The organism is Streptomyces sp. NPDC037054, from assembly GCF_055606745.1.
In genome coordinates, this window is record NZ_JBVJSJ010000001.1 from 276,992 (window position 1) to 296,667 (window position 19,676).

18 protein-coding genes and 1 tRNA gene are annotated in these 19,676 nt (G+C 71.5%); 5 read left to right on the forward strand and 14 right to left on the reverse strand.

Annotated elements, in window-relative coordinates; genetic code table 11:
* Window positions 1-32: 32 nt before the first annotated feature.
* From ACZ7D7_RS01270 to ACZ7D7_RS01280, 3 genes are all read right to left on the reverse strand, one after another.
* On the reverse strand, window positions 33-1,841 hold the full coding sequence (locus ACZ7D7_RS01270) for a tetratricopeptide repeat protein (RefSeq protein ID WP_470821399.1): 1,809 nt from the start codon (window positions 1,839-1,841) through the stop codon (window positions 33-35).
* 228 nt (window positions 1,842-2,069) lie between these two features.
* Window positions 2,070-2,143 (reverse strand) — tRNA-Met (locus tag ACZ7D7_RS01275).
* A 44-nt stretch (window positions 2,144-2,187) separates the two neighbouring features.
* Window positions 2,188-5,154 (reverse strand): UPF0182 family membrane protein, encoded by a 2,967-nt coding sequence (locus tag ACZ7D7_RS01280; RefSeq protein WP_470822414.1) that lies wholly within the window; start codon window positions 5,152-5,154, stop codon window positions 2,188-2,190.
* A 163-nt stretch (window positions 5,155-5,317) separates the two neighbouring features.
* Here ACZ7D7_RS01280 and ACZ7D7_RS01285 point away from each other — a divergent pair, with 163 nt between their 5' ends.
* Window positions 5,318-5,860 carry a PPA1309 family protein gene (locus ACZ7D7_RS01285; RefSeq protein WP_470821400.1) on the forward strand — a complete coding sequence of 181 codons (543 nt, stop codon included), beginning with the start codon at window positions 5,318-5,320 and terminating at the stop codon, window positions 5,858-5,860.
* A gap of 131 nt (window positions 5,861-5,991) precedes the next feature.
* On the opposite strand, the gene ACZ7D7_RS01290 is transcribed toward ACZ7D7_RS01285, so the two are convergent.
* The 4 genes from ACZ7D7_RS01290 to ACZ7D7_RS01305 form a co-directional block, all read right to left on the reverse strand.
* A complete protein-coding gene (locus ACZ7D7_RS01290; protein WP_470821402.1) occupies window positions 5,992-7,089 on the reverse strand; it encodes a YlbL family protein in 1,098 nt (365 codons plus the stop codon).
* Window positions 7,090-7,157: 68 nt separating this feature from the next.
* A complete protein-coding gene (locus tag ACZ7D7_RS01295) occupies window positions 7,158-7,289 on the reverse strand; it encodes a hypothetical protein (protein WP_470822475.1) in 132 nt (43 codons plus the stop codon).
* A 185-nt stretch (window positions 7,290-7,474) separates the two neighbouring features.
* Window positions 7,475-7,936, reverse strand: a complete 462-nt coding sequence (locus ACZ7D7_RS01300) for a molybdenum cofactor biosynthesis protein MoaE (protein ID WP_470821403.1) — start codon at window positions 7,934-7,936, stop codon at window positions 7,475-7,477.
* A gap of 135 nt (window positions 7,937-8,071) precedes the next feature.
* Window positions 8,072-9,184 (reverse strand): SDR family oxidoreductase, encoded by a 1,113-nt coding sequence (locus tag ACZ7D7_RS01305; RefSeq protein ID WP_470821404.1) that lies wholly within the window; start codon window positions 9,182-9,184, stop codon window positions 8,072-8,074.
* A gap of 192 nt (window positions 9,185-9,376) precedes the next feature.
* On the opposite strand from ACZ7D7_RS01305, the gene ACZ7D7_RS01310 reads away from it, so the two are divergent.
* Window positions 9,377-10,852, forward strand: a complete 1,476-nt coding sequence (locus ACZ7D7_RS01310; protein ID WP_470821406.1) for a zinc-dependent metalloprotease — start codon at window positions 9,377-9,379, stop codon at window positions 10,850-10,852.
* Window positions 10,849-11,370, forward strand: coding sequence for an NUDIX hydrolase (locus tag ACZ7D7_RS01315; RefSeq protein ID WP_470821407.1), 522 nt, complete (start codon window positions 10,849-10,851; stop codon window positions 11,368-11,370). The genes ACZ7D7_RS01310 and ACZ7D7_RS01315 overlap by 4 nt, the downstream gene beginning before the upstream one ends.
* A 62-nt stretch (window positions 11,371-11,432) precedes the next feature.
* On the opposite strand, the gene ACZ7D7_RS01320 is transcribed toward ACZ7D7_RS01315, so the two are convergent.
* The 4 genes from ACZ7D7_RS01320 to ACZ7D7_RS01335 form a co-directional block, all read right to left on the reverse strand.
* Window positions 11,433-12,188: an AIM24 family protein gene (locus ACZ7D7_RS01320; protein WP_470821408.1), complete on the reverse strand. Its 756-nt coding sequence runs from the start codon at window positions 12,186-12,188 to the stop codon at window positions 11,433-11,435.
* 16 nt (window positions 12,189-12,204) lie between these two features.
* A complete protein-coding gene (locus ACZ7D7_RS01325) occupies window positions 12,205-12,885 on the reverse strand; it encodes an AIM24 family protein (protein ID WP_470821409.1) in 681 nt (226 codons plus the stop codon).
* Between the two features lie 14 nt (window positions 12,886-12,899).
* The gene (locus ACZ7D7_RS01330) at window positions 12,900-14,663 is read right to left on the reverse strand and encodes a TerD family protein (protein ID WP_470821410.1); all 1,764 of its coding nucleotides are present in this window, start codon (window positions 14,661-14,663) and stop codon (window positions 12,900-12,902) included.
* 137 nt (window positions 14,664-14,800) lie between these two features.
* The gene (locus tag ACZ7D7_RS01335; RefSeq protein ID WP_470821411.1) at window positions 14,801-15,397 is read right to left on the reverse strand and encodes a M48 metallopeptidase family protein; all 597 of its coding nucleotides are present in this window, start codon (window positions 15,395-15,397) and stop codon (window positions 14,801-14,803) included.
* A gap of 267 nt (window positions 15,398-15,664) precedes the next feature.
* On the opposite strand from ACZ7D7_RS01335, the gene ACZ7D7_RS01340 reads away from it, so the two are divergent.
* Window positions 15,665-16,879, forward strand: a complete 1,215-nt coding sequence (locus ACZ7D7_RS01340; protein WP_470821412.1) for a TOMM precursor leader peptide-binding protein — start codon at window positions 15,665-15,667, stop codon at window positions 16,877-16,879.
* Window positions 16,872-18,236, forward strand: coding sequence for an ABC1 kinase family protein (locus ACZ7D7_RS01345; protein WP_470821413.1), 1,365 nt, complete (start codon window positions 16,872-16,874; stop codon window positions 18,234-18,236). Before ACZ7D7_RS01340 ends, ACZ7D7_RS01345 begins: the two co-directional genes overlap by 8 nt.
* Window positions 18,237-18,408: 172 nt before the next feature.
* On the opposite strand, the gene ACZ7D7_RS01350 is transcribed toward ACZ7D7_RS01345, so the two are convergent.
* From ACZ7D7_RS01350 to ACZ7D7_RS01360, 3 genes are all read right to left on the reverse strand, one after another.
* Complete coding sequence (locus tag ACZ7D7_RS01350) at window positions 18,409-18,732, reverse strand: hypothetical protein (protein WP_470821414.1); 324 nt, start codon at window positions 18,730-18,732, stop codon at window positions 18,409-18,411.
* On the reverse strand, window positions 18,729-19,097 hold the full coding sequence (locus ACZ7D7_RS01355; RefSeq protein ID WP_019754617.1) for a WhiB family transcriptional regulator: 369 nt from the start codon (window positions 19,095-19,097) through the stop codon (window positions 18,729-18,731). The genes ACZ7D7_RS01350 and ACZ7D7_RS01355 overlap by 4 nt, the downstream gene beginning before the upstream one ends.
* A gap of 175 nt (window positions 19,098-19,272) precedes the next feature.
* On the reverse strand, window positions 19,273-19,599 hold the full coding sequence (locus ACZ7D7_RS01360) for a hypothetical protein (RefSeq protein WP_470821416.1): 327 nt from the start codon (window positions 19,597-19,599) through the stop codon (window positions 19,273-19,275).
* Window positions 19,600-19,676: the final 77 nt, after the last annotated feature.

Below are 19,676 nucleotides of genomic sequence, written 5' to 3' on the forward strand. Positions count from 1 at the left end.
CGGCCGCTGCGGGCCCGGCGTCACGGCCGGCGTCACGCCGACAGCTCCTCGCGCAGCGCGTCCCGCAGCCGCTCCGCCCGCTCCGCGACGGCACCCGGTCCGAGCGACGCCGCCCGGTCCGCCCAGAGCTGCCCCTCGGCCAGCTCTCCGCGGCGGGCGTAGACCAGGGCCAGCCGGAGCGCCGCCCGGCCGTGCCCCGCGTCGGCTGCCCGGGTCCACCACACCGCCGCCTCGGGCTCACTGCCCTCCCGGGCGAGCAGCAGCCCCAGGTTGAAGGCGCCGTTGCGCGAGCCGGCCTCCGCGGCCTCCCGGTACCACCGGGCCGCCTCGACGACGTCACCGCGCGCGGCGGCCAGCATGCCCACGCGCACCTGGGCCCGGCGGTGCCCCTGCGAGGCCGCGCGCTCGTACCACTCCTCGCACTCGGTCTTCTCGTGCACCGCCTCGCCCAGCTCGTGCGCGGGCGCCGGCGGACGGCGCGCGTCGAGCACCGTCGCCAGCCGGTACGCGGCCTCCGCGCTGCCGCCCCCCGCCGCGCAGCGCAGGTACCGTTCGGCGTCCTGCTCGTCGCCGTCCCGCAGCCGGGCGATGCCGACCTGGAGCGCCGCCTCGGTGTGCCCGGCGGACGCGGCACGCTCGTACCAGCGCAGCGCGTCCTTCTCCTCGCCGCGCCCCGCGTACAGGATCCCCAGGTTGAACGCGGCGTCCACGCTGCCGGCCTCGGCGGCCTTGGAGAACCAGGGCTCGGCGCCGGCCTCGTCGCCGCTGTGCAGCAGCAGGATCGCCAGCGCGTTCGCCGCCTCGCGGTGTCCGGCGTACGCGGCGCGCCGGTACCACTGCTCGGCCTGCGTGGTGCGGCCCTGCTCCGCGCAGAGCAGCCCGAGGTTGTACGCGCCGTTGACGTCGCCCGCGTCCATGGCCGCGCGGTACCACCGCTCGGCGGTCTGGGTCTCGCCCCGCTCGGCGTGCAGCGCGCCCAGCGCGTTCGCGGCGTTGCCGTCGCCGTCCTGGGCGGCTTTAAGCCACCACGCGGCGGCGTTCTCGGTGTCGCCGGCGTCGCGCAGCAGGAAGCCGAGCGCGCAGGCGGCCCGCGCCTCGCCGTCCTTGGCGGAGGTCAGGTACCAGCGCCCGGCCTCCTTGAGTTCGCCGCGCTTCTCCAGGATCGCGCCGAGGTGCAGCGCGGCGCGCCGGTGCCCTCGCGCGGCGGCCTGCCGGTACCACTGCTCGGCCTCCTCCGCCGCGGCCGGGCCGGTACCGTCCTCGCCGGTCTCCCGCGTCGCACGCCGGTCCAGGGCGCGCGCGAGCCGGTACGCGGCCTCGCGGTGGCCGCGCTCGGCCGCGGCTCTCATCCAGCGCACGGCGCCGGGGTCACCCCGGTGTTCCAGCAGGTCGGCGAGCGCGTACGCGCCGAGGACGTGGCCCTGTTCCGCGGACTGGCGCAGCCAGTACTCGGCGGCGGGCTCGTCGCCCCGCTCGCGGTGGTGCCGGCCGAGCGCGTGCGCGGCGGCCGCGGATCCGGCCACGGCGGCGATCCGCCACCAGCCGGCCGCCTCCTCGGCGTAGCCGCGCTGGTGGAGGAGGACCCCGAGGTTGTTGGCGGCAGCGCGGTCACCGGCGGCGGTGGCGGCACGCAGATGGGTTTCGGCTCCGTCGAGGTCGCCGCGGCGCAGCAACATGGCCCCGAGGACGCTCATCGCCTCGACGTCGCCGACTTCGGCGGCCAGTCTCAGACGCATCTCCTCGGCGGCCTCGCCCGCCTCGTCGCCGGCCTCGTCCCGGCCGGACGGCTGCACAAATCGCCCTGTCCCGAACAGAGTTGCCTTGTCCCCCATAACGTCCATCGTCGCACCACCTGCAACCTGGGTACACCTGGTATACCGCAGCCAGTGAGGTCACTTCAGCGTTTTGTCGACATGCCCACAGAGAGATAAGTCAAACACAGTTCTCCCAACTCCCCACGGCGGCACGACCGTCGGAGGGGTCGGCACATGAGTTCGCACACACACAAAGGCCCGGATCCTCGAAGGATCCGGGCCTTGTGGTCGAACGGTCGAGACCGCCGACTCCAGTAGCGGGGACAGGATTTGAACCTGCGACCTCTGGGTTATGAGCCCAGCGAGCTACCGAGCTGCTCCACCCCGCGCCGTTGTTCTGCAACCGTATCACGGCGCGGGGTGGGCAATCGGCTCAGCTGTTTTGCGGACTGCCGGAGGGCTTCGGCGACGGACTGCCGGACGCGCCCGGGCTGCTGTCGCCCTTGCCGTCCCCGTCACCGGCGCCGCTGCCGCGCGCGGCCCGGGACTGTGCGTCCTCGGCCCGCTGCAGAGCGTCCTCGAGGTCCTGCTGCGCCTTGCCGTACGCCTCCCAGTCGCCCTTCTTCAGGGCTTCCTGGCCGGCCTCGAAGGCCTTCTGGGCGTCGTCGAGCGCTTCCTGGACCGTCGGGTTGTCGGACGTCGGCGGCGGCGGTGTGTCCTGCTCGCCCTCGTCCGGCGGCGGCTGGTCCGGCGCGCCCGCGGCTCCGAAGACCTTGTCGAGGGCTTCGCCGAGCGTGTCCTCGAAGGCCGTGTTGCCGCCGTAGGTGACCAACACCTTGCGCAGCAGCGGGTACTTGAGGCCGCCACCGCGGACGTACACCGGCTCCACGTAGAGCAGTCCGCCGTCGAGCGGGACGGCGAGCAGGTTGCCGTACTCGACCTCGGAGTCGCCGCCTCTCAGCAGCCTGATGGTCTCGGCGATGTCCTGTTCGGAGTTGAACTGGCTCTGCACCTGCTTGGGTCCGGCGGCCGTGGTGCTCGTCGGCAGTTTCAGGATTCTGATCTTGCCGTAGCCGCTGGTGCCCGCCTCGGCGTCGACCGCCATGAACGCGCTCAGGTTGTCACGCCCGTTGGGCGTGAACGTCGTCGTCAGGGAGAACGACTGCGCCTGCTGGTCGGGCATCTTCATGCTGAGGTAGTACGGAGGAACCGCGTTGCCCGCCTTGTTGGTCGGGTCGTCCGGCACCTGCCACACCTCGCTGCCGCTCAGGAACGTCTGCGCGTCCTTGACGTGGTAGCGGGTCAGCAGCTCCCGCTGCACCTTGAACAGGTCCTGCGGGTACCGGAGATGGGCCATCAGCGCGTCGGAGATGTCCGTCTTGGCCTCGACCGTGCCGGGGAACGCCTTCATCCACGTCTTGAGGACGGGGTCCTTGGTGTCCCACTCGTAGAGCTTGACCTCACCGCTGTACGCGTCGACGGTCGCCTTCACCGAGTTCCGGATGTAGTTGACCTGGTTCTGCTGGGCCACCACTGCGCGGTTGTCGTTCGTGGCGGTCAGCGAGTCGGCCGTGGTGTCGCCGAGGGTCGTGCGCGACGAGTACGGGTAGCCGTTCGTCGTCGTGTAGGCGTCCACGATCCACTGGATGCGGCCGTCCACGACCGCCGGGTAGGCGTCGCCGTCGATCGTCAGCCACGGGGCGATCGCCTCGACGCGCTCCTTCGGCGTGCGGTTGTACAGGATCCGCGAACCCTCGCCGATGGCACCGGAGTAGAGGATCTGCGGCTCGCTGAACGCCACCGCGTACGCCGCCCGGTTGACCGGGTTGGAGAGGTTGACGCCGCTGTCGCCCTTGTAGCTGTACGTCTTCTCCCCGCTGTCGTCGGAGTAGTCGATCTCCTTCTGGGGACCGCCGACGATCGAGTACGAGGTGGTCCGCTCGCCGTAGTAGATCCGCTGCTCGTACGTGCCCAGGTCGCCCTTGGACGGCAGGTCCGACTCGGTGAACTTCGGGCGGCCCTCGGAGTCGGAGGTGGTGCCCTCGGCGGCGACCACGCCGTAGCCGTGGGTGTAGCGGAAGTGGTCGTTGATCCAGTTGTTCTTCGGGATGCCGTTCAGGTTCAGCTCGCGCAGACCGATGACGGTGTCCTGGTCCTTGCCGTCCTTGCTGTACCGGTCGACGTCCAGGTTGGTCGGGAACGCGTAGTAGTTCCTGATCTGCTGGAGCTGCTGGAACGTCGGGGACACGATGTTCGGGTCGAGGATGCGGATGCTCGCCGTGGCGTCGACGTCGTCCCGCAGCTGGGTCTTGTCCTCGGTCTGGCTCGTGCCCGGGTAGTCGGTGACCTTCGCGCCGTCGATGCCGTAGGCGTCACGCGTGGCCTTGAGGTTCTTCTCGACGTACGGGGCTTCCTTGGCCTGCTCGTTGGGCTGGACCTGGAACTTCTGGACGATCGCCGGGTACAGGCCGCCGATGAGGATCGCGGACAGCACCATCAGGCCGAGGCCGATCACGGGCAGCTGCCAGGTGCGCCGCCACAGCGTGGCGAAGAACAGCAGCGCGCAGATGACGGCGATGCAGAACAGGATCGTCTTGGCGGGCAGATAGGCGTTCGCGTCGACGTACCTGAGGCCGGTCCAGTTGTCCGTGGCCTTGAAGTCGCTCGACTTGACGGCCAGTCCGTACCGGTCGAGCCAGTAGGCGACCGCCTTGAGGGCGACGAACACACCGATGAGCACCGACAGGTGCCCGGTGGCGGCGGCGGTGGCGCGGGCGCCCGGGCTGGTGACGCGCAGGCCGCCGTACAGGTAGTGCGTGAGCGCGGCGGCGATCACGGACAGGATCACGGCGGCGAAGCCGAAGCCGAGCAGGAACCGGTACCAGGGCAGGTCGAACGCGTAGAACGACACGTCCAGCTTGAACTGGGGGTCCTTCTCGCCGAAGGACACGCCGTTCACCCACATCAGCCACGTCCGCCACTGGCTGGAGGCGGAGGCGCCGGCGATGAGGCCCACGAGGGCGGTGATCCCGAGGAGCAGCCACTTCTTGTACGGGGCGATGCCCATGCGATACCGGTCGAGGTTCTGCTGCTCGGCCGACATGGCGCTCAGCGGGGGCCGCAGCCGGTGCGCCAGCCAGATGTTGAGCCCGACGGCGACGGCCATCAGCAGGCCGAAGACGAAGAACAGACCGATCTTGGTCCACAGGGTCGTCTTGAAGACCGACGAGTAGTCCACGGAGCGGTACCACAACCAGTCGGCCCAGAAGCCCGCGAACATGGTGAACGCCATGAGAAGCACGGCGAGCACGCCCAGTGTCATGAGCAGGGTCCGGACACGCCGGGACGGGCGGCCCACTCTGATCCGTGGCCCCGTCGGGCCTCCGCCGCGGTCCGGCATCTGGAAAGCCAAGGTGCGCACCTCGAAGTCGCTGTTGATCCGTCAGGCCCGCGTGTTCGTGGACCGTGTGCGGGGTCCGTGATCGTGGACCCCACACCTATGCAACTTACTCACCCTTTACTCGGTTCCCGATTCCGGGCGGGAACGAGGCAGGATTGTGACCATGTCCAACACCCCCATGGCGGCGAGCCCGCTCACCCGGGCCGTACTGGAGATCGACGAGTACGTCTCCGGTCTCGGCTGGGACCAGCCCGCCCGCCTCTTCGCCCTTGTCGACACCGCACGGCTGCGGGCCGAGCAGCCCACGCTCGCGGACCGGCTCGGTCTGACGGATGACCAGGAGTCCTCCGGGCTCACCCCGATCGAGCAGGACGAAATTGCAACGGACAAGCCGCTCGACGAGTTCCTCGGCACCATCGCCTGGCCCGACGCGGTGGTGGGCTGCGCGCTCGCCGTGGAGCGTCTGATGCTGCCGCCGTCCGCCGAGGCCCAGGTCCCGCAGGACCTGAACGAGGCGCAGCTGACGAAGTGGGTGGCCGAGCACCCCGAGCGTCAGGAGGTCCGGATGACGGTCGCGGTGCTGCGTGACGGCGCCCGCGAGTCGGCGCTGCGGCTGCGCGAGAAGGACTCCCCGACGGAGGTCCTCACCGGGTCCGACCTGGTGCCGGGCCTGGCGGAGGCCCTGGCGGCGACGTTCGAGGACTGAGCGGTCCGGCCCGTACGACAGCAGGGGGCGCCCCGCGCGATGCGGGGCGCCCCCTGTCGTTGTCGGTGTTGTCGGCGTTGCCGACGTCTTCGGCAGAGGGAGGGCTGGCGGTCAGCCCTCGGCCGAGCCGGTCAGCCCTTGGCCGAGCACGTCGGCAGGTCGGCGGTGTCGCCGGCGCGGATGTCCTTCAGGGCGTCGAGGGCGTCGTCGATGGTGTCCACCTTGACGAGGGTGAGCCCGTCGGGCGTGTCCTTGGCGGCGGTCGCGCAGTTGTCGGCGGGCGTGAGGAAGTACTCGGCGCCCTTGTCGCGGGCTCCGACGGTCTTCATCTCGATGCCGCCGATCGGGCCGACCTCGCCCGCGTCGTCGATCGTCCCGGTGCCGGCCACGAACGCGCCGCCGGTCAGGCTGCCCGGGGTGAGCTTGTCGTAGATGCCGAGCGCGAACATCAGGCCGGCGCTGGGGCCGCCGACGTCGGCGAGCTTGATGTCGATGGTGAACGGGAAGGTGTGGTCGGTCCCGGCGGAGATCCCGACGATGGCCCGCTTCTCGCCGTCGTCGTCGGACGTCGCCGTGGTGATGGTGACGTTCTCGGTCTTCGCCGTCGCCCGGTTCTCCTTCTCGGCGGCGGCCTGCTCCTTGGCGGGCACGATCGTGAACACGACGTCCTCGCCCGGCTTGTGCCTGGTCACCAGTTCGGCGACGTCACCGGGCTTCTTGACCGTCGTGCCGTCGACGGCCTTGATCACGTCACCGGCGTGCAGCCTGCCCTCGGCCGGGGAGTCCTTCACGACGGTCGAGACGATGACCCAGGACTTCACCGGGATGCCGAGTTCCTTCAGGGCGGCGACCTTGGCGCTCTCCTGGGACTGGCTGAACTCCTCGGCGTTCTCCTGGGTCGACTCCTCCTCCGTCTTGCCGTCCGGGTAGAGGGTGTCGTGAGGCACGACCTTGTTGTCGTGCGCGAGCCAGCCGTACACCGCCTCCACGAGGTTCATCCGGTAGTCGGCGCTGGTCACCCGCACCGTGGTCATGTTCAGGTGCCCGCTCGTGCCGTAGGTCTTGCGTCCGGAGATCTGCAGGACCGGTTCGCCGTCGTGCTGCCCGAGGGTGTTCACCGTCGGCCCCGGGGACATCTCCGCGTACGGCACAGGGATGAACACTCCGACGCACAGGAGTGCGATCAGCATCAGGGTGGAGGCGAGCATCGTCGCGGTGCGGCGTGGCATGGCACGACAGTACGGGACGCTCCTGTCAGGTGACCGTCAGGGCCGCCCGCCCGGGCGGGCGGCCACGATCAGCTGCTCGGCCCCGTCTTCTCCATGGCCTCGCGGAACCGGGCGTACCCGATGAGCTCGGGCCCGTCACCGCGAACCCTGCGGGTCCTGTTGGCCCAACTGCCCCACAGGCCCGCGCCGATCGCAGCCACAAGCGGAATCAGCAACCAGGCAAGCGCCGCCATGCCGACCTCCCAACCCCGTACACGCGTCCGCAACTGACTGATCAGCAGATTAACCATCCGCAGTGACAACGCTCACGCCAGGGGTGCGGTTACGCAACCGGAGGCGTCCGGGGGACGCGGCAGCCGGATCAGCGGACCTCGCGGCGACCGGGTCAGCAGGCGCCGACCCACTCTTCGGTGCCGTCGGAGAACTTCTGGTGCTTCCAGATGGGGACCTCGTGCTTGAGGTCGTCGATCAGCTTCCGGCAGGCCTCGAAGGCCTCCCCGCGGTGCGGGCAGGACACCGCGACGACGACGGCGAGGTCCCCGACGGCCAGCTCGCCCACCCGGTGGACGGCCGCCAGGGCACGCACGGGGTAGTCGGCGACGACCTTCTCGGCGACGCGCCGCATCTCCGACTCGGCACTGGGGTGGCAGGAGTACCCGAGCTCGTCGACGTCCGCGCCGCCGTCGTGGTTGCGCACGGTGCCGACGAACAGGGCCGTGCCGCCGGCCGCCTCGTCCCCCACCGCGCGGAAGACCTCGTCCACCGAGAGCGCGCCGTCGCGAATGGCGATCAGCTTGATCGGGTCCTGTGCGGCCTGCTCACCGGGGTGGTCGTTCGTGGATGCCATGAGCCCCATCGTGCCCCACCCCACCGACAACTCGGAATAGCCGTTTCACCCGGCACGCGCGCGTGCGGCCTTGGAGCCTCCTACAACGAGGGCGGATCCGACGGCCAACAAGGTCGGATCCGACGGCCAACGAGGTCAGATCCGACGGCGCGCCTTCCGCGCGCGGCGCACCACCGCGGCCGCGCCGAGCAGCGCCACCGTCGCTCCCGCGGCACCGGCGGCCGTGGCGTCCTTGCGCCCGAGGCGCCGCCCGGCGACGGTGTGCCGCCCGGAGACCTCCTCCAGCAGTTCCGCGAGCACTTCCTCGTTGGTGTACTTCGGCCGCCATCCCGCGTCGTGCAGCCGGCTCACGCTCACCACCCACGGGTACATCGTGTACGCCAGGTCCCCGGCCGGGGACGGCGTGAGACCGATGCGGTGCAGCCGGGCCGCGGCGCCCAGCGCCACGGTCGACGGCAGTTCCATCCGCCGGATCCCGCTGAGCTCTTCGACCTCCTCCTGCTCCAGCCATCCGTCGCAGCCGACGGCGAGCTCGCCCTCGGCCTTCTCCAGGACGGCGTACTCCAGGGCGCTGCACAGGTCCTCGACGTGGCAGAACTGCCACGCGGGCCGCGACCCGGCGACCACCAGCAGGCGCGGCGACTCGAAGTACCTGGTCAGGGCGGTGTCCGTGCCGCCGACCAGGACGGCCGGGCGCACCACGGTCACATTGAGGCCGGGGTGCGCGCGGGGCGCCCGCCGGGCCAGCCGCTCGATCTCCAGCAGGTCGCCCACGCCGGTGGCCTCCGCCGTGGCGCGCAGTTCGGCGTCCTCCGACAGGGGCAGTTCGTTGTCCGGCAGCGCGCCGTACACCATGGCCGAGGTGCACAGCACGACCCGGTGGACGCCGGCCGCGGCGGCGGCCGTGAGCACGGTCTGCGTGCCCCGGACGTTGTAGGCCGTTCGGGCGGCCGCGTCGGTCTCCAGGTCGAGGTCGAGCGCGAGGTGCACCACCACGTCGGCCCCGCGGAGCTTGTCGGCGATGGCCGGGTCGCGCACGTCGAGGATGTGCCATTGCGCCGCCTCGCAGTCGCCGCGCCGCTCGTCGATCGCGACGACCTGCTTGATCTCGTCCGACGCGGCGAGCCGCTCGGTGAGCAGGGCACCGACGCCGGACGCGGCACCGGTGACCGCCACGACGGGCCCTCTGGGCGCGGGCCTGGTTGACTGGTTTCGCGCTGCGCGAACCTGCGGATCTGGGGAACTCACCGGGCGTCTCCAGCGGTTGTCTTCAGTACGGACGCGCGCCGCGCCTCCGTACCAGGTGGCATCCATCCTGCCGCAGGCCGTCAGTCGGCGAAGCACCGAGGCCCGATCGGCCCCGGGTGTCTACGCTGGGTGGTGTTGTCGGGCAGCCGTGCCGCCGGAAAGAACCGGCGGCCCTACCAGCCGAGGAACCCCGTGAGTGACACCCCATTCGGATTCGGCCTTCCGCCGGAGGAGCCGGACGACGGCGACGAGGGCAAGAAGAAGGACCAGCAGAACGGTGGTGGTCAGGACCCGGCCAACCCGTTCGGTTTCGGGCTGCCCGGAGCCGGAGGCTTCTCAGGCCCCGGCGCGGACAACCCGTTCGCCGCGATGTTCGGCTCGCTGAACCCCACCGACCTGGGCGCCGCGTTCCAGCAGCTGGGCCAGATGCTCTCCTACGAGGGCGGCCCGGTGAACTGGGACATGGCCAAGCAGATCGCCCGCCAGACGGTCTCCCAGGGCACGCCGGACGGCGTCAAGGACGCCAGCGTCGGCCCCGCCGAGCGCACTGCCGTCGAGGAGGCCGTCCGCCTGGCCGACCTGTGGCTCGACGACGCGACGTCCCTGCCCTCCGGCGCGGGCTCCGCGGTGGCCTGGAGCCGCGCGGAGTGGGTCGAGGCGACCCTTCCCGCATGGCAGGAGCTCGTCGACCCGGTCGCCGAGCGCGTCGGCACCGCCATGGGCGACGTGCTGCCCGAGGAGATGCAGGCCATGGCCGGCCCGCTGATCGGCATGATGCGCTCGATGGGCGGCGCCATGTTCGGCACGCAGATCGGGCAGGCCGTCGGCGTGCTCGCCGGCGAGGTGGTCGGCTCGACCGACATCGGCCTGCCGCTGGGCCCGGCCGGCCGGGCCGCGCTGCTGCCGGTGAACATCGAGGCGTTCGGCAAGGACCTGGGTGTGCCGCAGGAGGAGGTGCGGCTGTACCTCGCCCTGCGCGAGGCGGCCCACCAGCGCCTGTTCGCGCACGTGCCGTGGCTGCGGTCGCACCTGTTCGGCGCGGTCGACGGCTACGCGCGCGGCATCAAGGTCGACACGGCGAAGCTGGAGGACGTGGTCGGCCAGTTCGACCCGCAGAACCCCGAGCAGCTTCAGGAAGCTCTCCAGCAGGGCATGTTCCAGCCGGAGGACACGCCGGAGCAGAAGACCGCCCTGGCCCGTCTGGAGACCGCGCTGGCTCTCGTCGAGGGCTGGGTGGACGCCGTGGTGCACGCCGCCGCCAAGCCCCGGCTGTCCTCGGCCGACGCGCTGCGCGAGACGCTGCGCCGCCGCCGCGCCTCGGGCGGTCCCGCGGAGCAGACGTTCGCCACGCTGATCGGTCTGGAGCTGCGCCCGCGCCGGCTGCGCGACGCCTCCCGGCTGTGGGCATCGCTGACGGACGCGCGCGGTGTCGACGGCCGGGACGCCCTGTGGGCGCACCCGGACATGCTGCCGACGGCGACCGACCTGGACGACCCGGACGGCTTCGTGCACCGCGAGCAGATCGACTTCTCCGAGCTCGACAAGATGCTCGGCGAGGCGGCCGGCAAGCCCGACCTGCGCAAGAAGGACCAGGACAAGGGCGCGAATGACGAGTCCGGGGGTGCCGAGGGCAAGGGCGGCGAGAGCAAGGGCGACGACACCGAGTGAGCCTGCACGACGACGCGGTCCTCGTCCTCAAGTCGTACGAGGACCAGGCCGAGCTGCGCCAGGCCTACCTGGACCATCTCGCCGCGCACCCGGACGGCATGTGGAAGGCCTGCTCGGACGGTCACCTCACGGCGAGCGCCCTGGTCATCGACCCCGAGGGCGGCCGGGTGCTGCTCACGCTGCACCGCAAGCTGCGGATGTGGCTCCAGATGGGCGGCCACTGCGAGCCCGGCGACGTCTCTCTGGAGGCGGCGGCGCTGCGCGAGGCGACGGAGGAGTCGGGCATCGCCGGACTGACGCCGGTCCCGGGCGGCCCGGTGCGGCTGGACCGGCACACGATCCCGCCGCCCTGCCACTGGCACCTCGACGTGCAGTACGCGGTCCTGGCCCCGCCCGGGGCCGCGCACGCGATCAGCGACGAGTCCCTGGACCTGCGCTGGTTCGCGTACGAGGAGGTCGCGGAGGTGGCCGACGACTCGGTCGTCCGGCTGCTGGAGGCGACACGCGCGCGGCTCTGACCCCGGACACGCGTAAGGGGCGACCACCATGGCGGTCGCCCCTTACGCATGGTCTCGACCGGTCAGTTCCAGACGTTGCCCTGGTTCTGGCCGCGGGCGCCCTGCTGGCCCATGCCGTACTGCGCGGACACACCGCCGCCGATCTGGGCGTTCTGCGGCGGCAGCAGCTCGCTGGGCTGCACGAGGGCGACCCCGGAGCCCATGAAGCTGAGCTCCCAGCCCTCGCCGGTGTTGCCGCGGCGCCGCCACACACCCGAGGAGTGGGTCTGCGCCTGCATCTGCACCCGCAGGCTCGTGGACCAGGCCACGATCGCGTCGGCGTCGCAGTTGACGTACTTGTCGGGCGTCACCTGCAGCATCAGCGGCATGCCCGAGGTCATCAGCGCGACCTTGCCGCGGCCGGTGATGTTGAGCTGGTACTTCCCGGATCCCGAGATGCCGTAGAGGCTGTCCACGGCGATGACGTCGTGGTGCAGCGAGGAGTCCATCGCCAGTACGTAGCTGCTGTCGACGGTGAGGCCGTCCTGGTCGACCTCGACGACGTGCACGTGCTGCTTGAGGTTGGCCAGGTAGACCGTGCCCTGCCCGTGGCAGCGCATCAGGTCCAGGCCCTCTCCGGTGTGCGCACGCGTGCGTGCCTGGCTGTTGCTCTGGAACTCGGCGTCGAACTCGACCATGCCCTGGTAGGCGACCATCGTGCCCTTGCGGGCGAGGATGTCGTCGTGGCCCTCCAGGGTGACGCGGAGCATCTGCTTGTTCTGCAGGCTCCAGCGCTCCTGGGACTGCTGGTCGTTGTACGCGAAAATCGGGCTCTGCATAGTGTGGTGCTCCCCCTCAGCCCCGGACCCGGAGACGGTCGGTGCTGTCCTCGCTGGGCTGGACGACGACGATGCCCTGACCGGAGAAGGCCATCTGATAGGCCTCGCCGCTGCCGCGGCCGATCAGGGACTGCGCCTTGAAGCTGCGCTTGCCCTTCACCTTGAGGTTCGGGGACCAGGCGACGAGCGCGTCCGGGTCGACGTACGTCTCGTCCTCGCCACCGCCGCAGTCGACGACGATGGGCTTGCCCCGGGAGGTCAGCGCGACCCAGCCCTGCCCGGAGATCTTGGTGTTCCACAGGCCCTGACCGGCGAACTTCGCCAGGCCCTTGACCCGCTCCACGCCCCACTGGAGGTGGGCGTCGAAGGCGAGCAGGTTGGTGGCGTTGACGGAGATCCCGTCGCCGTTGAGGTTGATCACGACGACGTTCGCGCCGTAGTCGGCGAGGTAGAGCAGGCCGTCGCCGGAGCACTTCATCAGGGGCGCGCCCTCGCCGGTGATCCAGTCCTTGGCGATCTGGCGCACGGCCGGCGGGTTGGGCTCGTACTGGACGAAGCCCTCATAGGCAACCATCGACCCCACGCGCGCGAGGAGGTCGTGTCCGGTCTGCATGGCGACCTTCAGCATGTGATTGCCGTGGTTCTCCATGCGGGCGGCGACAGGTGCGGGGGCGTAGCCCGCGAGCGGCTGGTTCATGAACGGGCTCTCCCTCAGATCTCGTAGGGCTGGACGATGACGAAGCTGCCGGGCGCCGCGCGGAACTGGAGGTTCACGCTCTCCCCGGTGTCGCCGGGATAGGCGTTGCGGCGCATCCGCACCTGGCTGGAGACGACGACCTGCGCGGCGGCCGACCAGGCGACCACGGCGTTGCAGTCGGCGAACGTGGTGGGCGTGACGGGCAGCACCACGGGCGTGCCGTGCGTCTTCACCACGATCGTGCCGGTGCCCTGGAACTGCATCGTGAACAGCGCGCCGCCCGGGATGCCGTGGCCCTCGATGCGGCGGACCTCGTACTGGAGGGTCTCGTCGAACGCGAGGACGTTCTCCGCGGAGACGCACACCGCGTCGCCCTGGAGCTCGATGGGGTGCAGCATCGTCGAGTTCTCGGCGAGGAACACCTGGCCCTGGCCGGTGCAGCGCATCAGCTGCATCTCCTGGCCGGTCGCGTTGCCCACGATCCGGCCGGAGAACCCGGCGCCCTTGTAGCTGAAGTCGACCTTGCCCTGGTAGAGCACCATGCTGCCCTGGCGGGCGAGCACGGGCTGGCCGCCGATGCCGAGGTCGACGCGGACCATCTTGCGGTTCTGCTGCGTCCAGCGCTGGCCGGTGGGCGTCTCGCGGAACTGCTGGAGCGCGGCGGCGACGCCGGGGCCCTGCGGCGCGCCCTGCGGAGCGGGGGCACCCTGGGGGACGCCCTGCGGGGCTCCGTAGGGCGCCTGCTGGCCCGGGGCGCCGGGCGCCTGGCCGTACGGCGGCTGCTGGCCGTAACCGGGCGGCGGGGTCGGCTGTCCGTAGCCGGGAGGCGGCGTGGGCTGGCCATAGCCGGGCGGCGGGACCGGGGCCTGCGGGGCCTGTGGCTGGGCGTAGCCCGGGGGCGGCGGGGCGCTGGGGGCGGGGGCCTGGCCGTACGGCGGCTGCTGCTGGCCGGGCTGGCCGTAGGGGGCGGGCGCCGGGGCCGGGGGCGGCACCGGGGAGCCGCCGGGCGGCGTGTTCATGGGCGCGACGATGGTCGGCGCCGTGTGCACGGGCGGTGTCGTGCCGGGCGGCGGAGGCGTGGCGCCCGGCGGGGGCGCGAAGCCCTGCGGGGCGGGCGCCGGCGTCGGGGCGGGCGCGGGGGCGCCACCGGGGGCGCCGAACGCGGGCGGCGCGGCGGACTGGCCGCCGGGCGGCGGCGCGAAGCCCGGGTTGGCGTCGGCCTGCGGCTGCGGCGCGGCGGGCGTCTCCTCCTCGGCGACCTCTCCGCCGAAGTTCTTCAGCAGCGCGTCGAGACCGCCGTCGAAGCCCTGGCCGACGGCGGCGAACCGCCACACGTCCTTCAGGTAGAAGTCGCCCAGCATCACGGCGCGCTCGGTGGTGAACTCCGAGCCGCTGAACGGGTAGCGGGCCACTTCCTCGCCGCCCGCGACGATGCGGATGTAACCGGGGCCGACCTGCGACATCTGCCCGGCGCCGTCGATCGTCGCCGTGAAGGACAGCTTCTGGATGTGCGACGGGATCCGGTCGAGGGTGACGCGGAAGGACTCCGTGTCACCGGCCTGCGCGCCGAGGAGCTGGATGGACTCCTCGGGCGACTTGGGCTGGTTGTAGAAGATGAAGTACCGGTCGTCCGAGAGCCGCTCGCTCGCGTCGAGACCGAAGCAGCTGATGTCGAAACCCAGCCCGGGCCCGGAGATCTGCACGCCTACGTACAGATCCGTTCCCGCGGTGAGATCACTGATCCTGGCCTTGTGGCCGCGTTGGAATTCCCTGGCCATGCGTAACGACCGTCCCCCATCCAGAAGTGAGTGCGTCGCGCCAGGCTAACTGCAAACTCGGACAGTGGACGATGTCGGTACAGACCCGGTACACAACCCGCGCGCGGCCGTCCCGGAGCCGGCCTCGGGGCGGGTGATCACTCGCCGCGCGCGCCGGGCACGTGGGGCAGCCGGTCGGCGGCGACGACCCCTTCGAGGTAGCCGCGGGCCCGCTCGGTGCGCGGATACGCCTCCAGCAGCCGCCAGAAACGCGGTCCGTGTCCGGGGACCAGAAGGTGCGCCAGTTCGTGCAGGAGGACGTAGTCGACGACGTACTCGGGCATGCCCTGCAGCCGGTGGGAGAGGCGGATGCTGCCCTCGGCCGGGGTGCACGAGCCCCACCGGGTGTTCTGGTTGGTGACCCAGCGGACCGAGTTGGGCCTGGCCCGGCCGTCGAAGTACTGCTCCGAGAGGCGCCGGGCGCGCTCGGACAGCTCGGCGTCGCCGAGTACGCGTTTGCTCTCCTGGGCGGCGAGCTTGTCCAGCATGACGCTCACCCAGCGCTGTTCCTCCGCCTCGGACATCCGGGCGGGGATGAGCACGACGGTGCGATCGCCCTCCCGGTACGCGGAGACCGTCCTGCGTCGACGGGAGCTCCTGCGCACCTCGATCGCGCTCGTCTTCGAGCCGCCGGGCGGCGGGCTGGTCGTGCTGCGCTGCGTGGTTCCGGCACGGTGCAGTGGGTCGGCGGACACGCCCCGACCGTACCCGCTGGGCATGGGGGAAGTCCCGGCTCCGGTGGCCTTCCCCACCGATCCCCCACCGAGCGTTTGATTTGTACGACTGACGCGCCGAGGCCGCGGGTCCGGCCGACGTGGCCCATTTGTACGACGAATCACCTGTGCCTGTGGACAACTCGCGACGTCCGCCCGACCGGGTCGGGCATGCTGGCAGTCGCCGGGGCGGCTTCGACCGAGCCCGACCGGCGCACGGGGACGTTCAGTGGCAAACGGGGGCCTGCGATGCATCCAGTGGTGAAACCCGCGCTCAGGCGCGGCTGGCGTGACCTCAATACGGTGCAGTTCGGGATGAGTCCGGCGCACGCGCTGACGCTGGGCCCGGTCGACACCGCGACGGGCAGCTTCCTGGAGTTGCTCGACGGCACGCGCGGCCTTCCCCTGCTGCGCGAGGAGGGGCGGCGGATGGATCTGCCGGACGGCCACGTCGACCGGCTGGTGACGCGGTTGTCGCGGGCCGGGCTGCTCGACGACGCCAGAGGCGGCGGTCCGGCCGCCGACTCCCTGCGGCAGAGGACGGACGTCCTCGACCGGCTGCGCCCCGATCTGGCAGCTCTGTCGCTGACGACGGCGGAACCGGGCGACGCGATGAGGCTGCTGGCCGCGCGCGCCTCGCTGCGGGTGCAGGTCAGGGGCGCGGGCCGGATCGGAGGGGTGCTGGCCGCGCTGCTGTCGGGCGCCGGCGTCGGCGAGGTCGACGTGCGGGACTGCGGCCGCGTCGAGCCGTGGGACGTGGCGCCGGGCGGACTGCCGGCCGACTCGGTCGGCGAGCGCAGGACCGAGGCGGCCCGCCGCGTGGTGCGCGACGCCGCCCCGGACCGCCCGGCGCGCCGGGGCCCCCGGTCACCGCTGGAGGATCCCGAGCCGGGCTTCTCCCTGGTGATCGTCACCCCTCGGGACGACGTCGCCGTGTACGCGCCCGACCCGGCGTCCGCCGAGCCGCTCATGGCGTCCGGTACGCCTCATCTGTACGCCGGTGTCGTGGAGGGCACGGGTATCGTCGGCCCGCTGGTCCTGCCCGGCGAGACCGGCTGCGCCGGCTGTCTCCAGGAGGAGCGCACCGACCGGGACGAGGCCTGGCCGCGCCTGCTCGCCCAGTGGCGGTCCGCGAGGCCGCGCCGGGTGCGGGCGTGCGATCTGGCCCTGGCGGCGTCGGTGGCGGGCTCGGCGGCGGCGCACGCGCTGGCCTTCCTGGACGGCGGAGTACCGTCGGCGGTCGGCGCGCGCTGGGAGGTGTCCGCACCGGGCCTGCGCTGGCACGCGCGGCAGCTTCGGCCGCATCCCGCGTGCCCGTGCGGAGCCGCGGAGAAAGGTAACGAGGAACACACCTCAAAGAACGGCGAGTCGCACGAGACAATGGCGGAGCAACTGCCGTCAGAAGAGCTTCACCGTCAGGCAGACGCGGCGCGGCTGGCTGGGACCTGGAGGGCGCATGTCTGATCTTCCCCGCAAGGCGGTCACCCGGACCGCCAAGCTCGCCGCGCTCCCGCTCGGCTTCGCGGGCCGGGCCACCTGGGGGCTCGGCAAGCGGATCGTGGGCGAGTCCGCCGAGCTCGTCGGGCGTGAGCTCCAGCAGCGCACCGCGGATCAGCTGTTCAAGGTGCTCGGCGAGCTCAAGGGCGGCGCGATGAAGTTCGGGCAGGCGATGTCCGTCTTCGAGTCGGCCCTGCCCGAGGAGGTCGCCGGCCCCTACCGCGCGGCGCTGACGAAGCTCCAGGACGCGGCGCCCCCGATGCCGACCCGCACGGTGCACGCGGTGCTCGAGGAGCGGCTCGGCGAGGACTGGCGCGAGCTGTTCCTGGAGTTCGAGGACAAGCCCGCGGCGGCCGCGTCCATCGGGCAGGTGCACCGCGGGGTGTGGCAGGACGGCCGTGAGGTCGCCGTCAAGGTGCAGTACCCGGGCGCGGGCGAGGCCCTGCTGTCCGACCTGAACCAACTGAGCCGCTTCGCCCGCCTGCTGGGCCCGCTCGTCCCCGGCATGGACGTCAAGCCGCTGATCGCGGAGCTGAAGGACCGGGTCTCCGAGGAACTCGACTACGACCTGGAGGCGCAGGCCCAGCAGACCCATGCCGAGGAGTTCGCGGACGACCCCGACATCGTGGTGCCGGCCGTGGTCCACCAGTGCGAACAGGTGCTGGTCACCGAGTGGATCGACGGCATCCCCCTGTCGGAGGTGATCGCGGACGGCACCGACGAGCAGCGCGACCGGGCGGGGCAACTCCTCACCCGCTTCCTGTTCTCGGGCCCGGCCCGCACCGGCCTGCTGCACGCCGACCCCCACCCGGGGAACTTCCGCCTGCTGCCCGGCGGCCCGGCCGGCGAGGACGACTGGCGTCTCGGCGTGCTGGACTTCGGCACCGTCGACCGCCTGCCCGGCGGCCTGCCGCTGCCGATCGGCGAGTCCTTGCGGATGACCATCGACGGCGAGGCGGAGGCCGTCTACGAGATGCTCTGCTCGGAGGGCTTCGTCAAGGAGTCCATAGAGCTGGACCCGGACGCCGTCCTCGACTACCTGCTGCCAATCATCGAGCCGGCCCGGGTCGAGGCGTTCACCTTCAGCCGGGGCTGGATGCGCGGTCAGGCCGCGCGCATAGCCGATCCCCGCTCCCCCGCCTACCAGTTGGCCAAGCAGCTCAACCTGCCGCCTGCCTACCTCCTGATCCACCGGGTCACGCTGAGCACGATCGGTGTGCTGTGCCAGCTGGGCGCCACGGTGCGGATGCGGGACGAACTGGAGGAGTGGCTACCGGGCTTCGTGCCGGAGACGGACGAGGAGGAGTCGGCCGCACCGGCGTGACCTGACGACGGCGGGCCCCCCGCGGGGCTGGTTCGCGGTCGCGCGGTGCCGGCCCCGGGGCGCGGGACCCGCGGCACAACGCCCCGCGGGGGCCGGTCCGTTCGGCCGGACCGGCCCCCGCGGGGAAGCTCACCTCCCGGGGCCGGGAGGTCACCGCTTCAGGTGGGTGTGGCTACTGCATGACGGCCATGGCGAGCGCACGGCGGGCGCGCAGGGAGGCGCGCTCCGCCCGGCGCTGCATGCGGCGGGCGGTCGCCAGGCGCACGGCCTGACGCTCCGTCTCGGCCTCATGCAGGCGCTCATGCATATGCGCACGTGCCAGGGCTTCTGGGATGAGTTGCATCTCGCGGGTCCTGTTCTGACGCGAGTCGTTCGCGTCGCTGAGGTTGAGGTCTTCGGTCGCGGAGTCCGCGGGCTCGTAAGTGGACGGCTTCATCGGGGCCTGCTTCTTGGGGTCGTGCGTGAGGGGGCGGTCGATCGTTCCTGCGGTGTTCATGCCGTGACCGGGTTCTTGCGCGGGCGGCCACGCGGCCGCTTCCGGGCAACGACGACACCCTGGACGAACAGCTCGCCACCCCAGACGCCCCAGGGCTCACGCCGCTCCTTGGCGCCGGCGAGGCAGGCCTCCATCAGCGGGCAGGTGCGGCAGAGAGACTTGGCGTACTCGACGTCGGCCGGCGACTCGGCGAAGAAGACCTCCGGGTCGTAGGAACGGCAGGGAACGGGTACGCCGAGGTTCTCGATGGCGTCGTCGAGCGCGGTGAGCGCGGTGAGCGGAGTCAAGGTGGAGTCCTCCGTGAGGCCGGGCTTGGGGATCGTGTCGGAAGGCGGTACGGACGGGGCGTGCGCTTCGAGTTGCACGGTTCGTCTTCCTCGTCTGGTCGTTCCGGCCGGGGTCGGCCGGGGTCGGCTGGGTACCGGGTTCTTTTCTTGTCCCGAGGCGCCTTCGCTCTGTCGTCCCCGTTCGGGGAAAACAGAAGGGCCGCGGATCCCGGGTGGGGTTCCGCGGCCCTGAAGGCGCCGGCCTGATCGACGATCAGGCTGGATCACTCCAGGGTTCTGGCCCACGGAAGGCCCACATCAGGTGGTGCTGCGTCGTCTGCTTCCGGAATCCGGCACCGGTCGCCGTAAAGGCATAGGCCTGCGCCTGTGCCACTACTGCCGCTTCCAGTGCCTTGGTCGGTCGCTCATCGCGCTCACGGACGGGAAGACCCGCAGGAGACACGGCGGACGCCGGGCGGACGGCACGAATGCCGGACAGACCGGTGCCCGGGTTGGAGGCGCCGAGCGTGCACAGCGAGGCGACGACCGAGCGATCGGTCATTTTCACGGTGCTGAAGGAGCTGGTGTTGATGCTGATCACTGGACTCGCCTCCTCTCGGCGTCTCGGGGGACTGGGGTGAACCAGTCCGCGGATATGCAAGTACAACACGGAATCAG

Excerpts from the sequence above, each read along its gene's own strand:
- ACZ7D7_RS01350 (WP_470821414.1), bottom strand. The coding sequence starts at position 18,732 with ATGAACACCGCAGGAACGATCGACCGCCCCCTCACGCACGACCCCAAG.
- ACZ7D7_RS01270 (WP_470821399.1), bottom strand. The coding sequence starts at position 1,841 with ATGGACGTTATGGGGGACAAGGCAACTCTGTTCGGGACAGGGCGATTT.
- ACZ7D7_RS01280 (WP_470822414.1), bottom strand. The coding sequence starts at position 5,154 with ATGCCGGACCGCGGCGGAGGCCCGACGGGGCCACGGATCAGAGTGGGC.
- ACZ7D7_RS01325 (WP_470821409.1), bottom strand. The coding sequence starts at position 12,885 with ATGAACCAGCCGCTCGCGGGCTACGCCCCCGCACCTGTCGCCGCCCGC.
- ACZ7D7_RS01320 (WP_470821408.1), bottom strand. The coding sequence starts at position 12,188 with ATGCAGAGCCCGATTTTCGCGTACAACGACCAGCAGTCCCAGGAGCGC.
- ACZ7D7_RS01340 (WP_470821412.1), top strand. The coding sequence starts at position 15,665 with ATGCATCCAGTGGTGAAACCCGCGCTCAGGCGCGGCTGGCGTGACCTC.
- ACZ7D7_RS01330 (WP_470821410.1), bottom strand. The coding sequence starts at position 14,663 with ATGGCCAGGGAATTCCAACGCGGCCACAAGGCCAGGATCAGTGATCTC.
- ACZ7D7_RS01345 (WP_470821413.1), top strand. The coding sequence starts at position 16,872 with ATGTCTGATCTTCCCCGCAAGGCGGTCACCCGGACCGCCAAGCTCGCC.
- ACZ7D7_RS01285 (WP_470821400.1), top strand. The coding sequence starts at position 5,318 with ATGTCCAACACCCCCATGGCGGCGAGCCCGCTCACCCGGGCCGTACTG.
- ACZ7D7_RS01300 (WP_470821403.1), bottom strand. The coding sequence starts at position 7,936 with ATGGCATCCACGAACGACCACCCCGGTGAGCAGGCCGCACAGGACCCG.
- ACZ7D7_RS01290 (WP_470821402.1), bottom strand. The coding sequence starts at position 7,089 with ATGCCACGCCGCACCGCGACGATGCTCGCCTCCACCCTGATGCTGATC.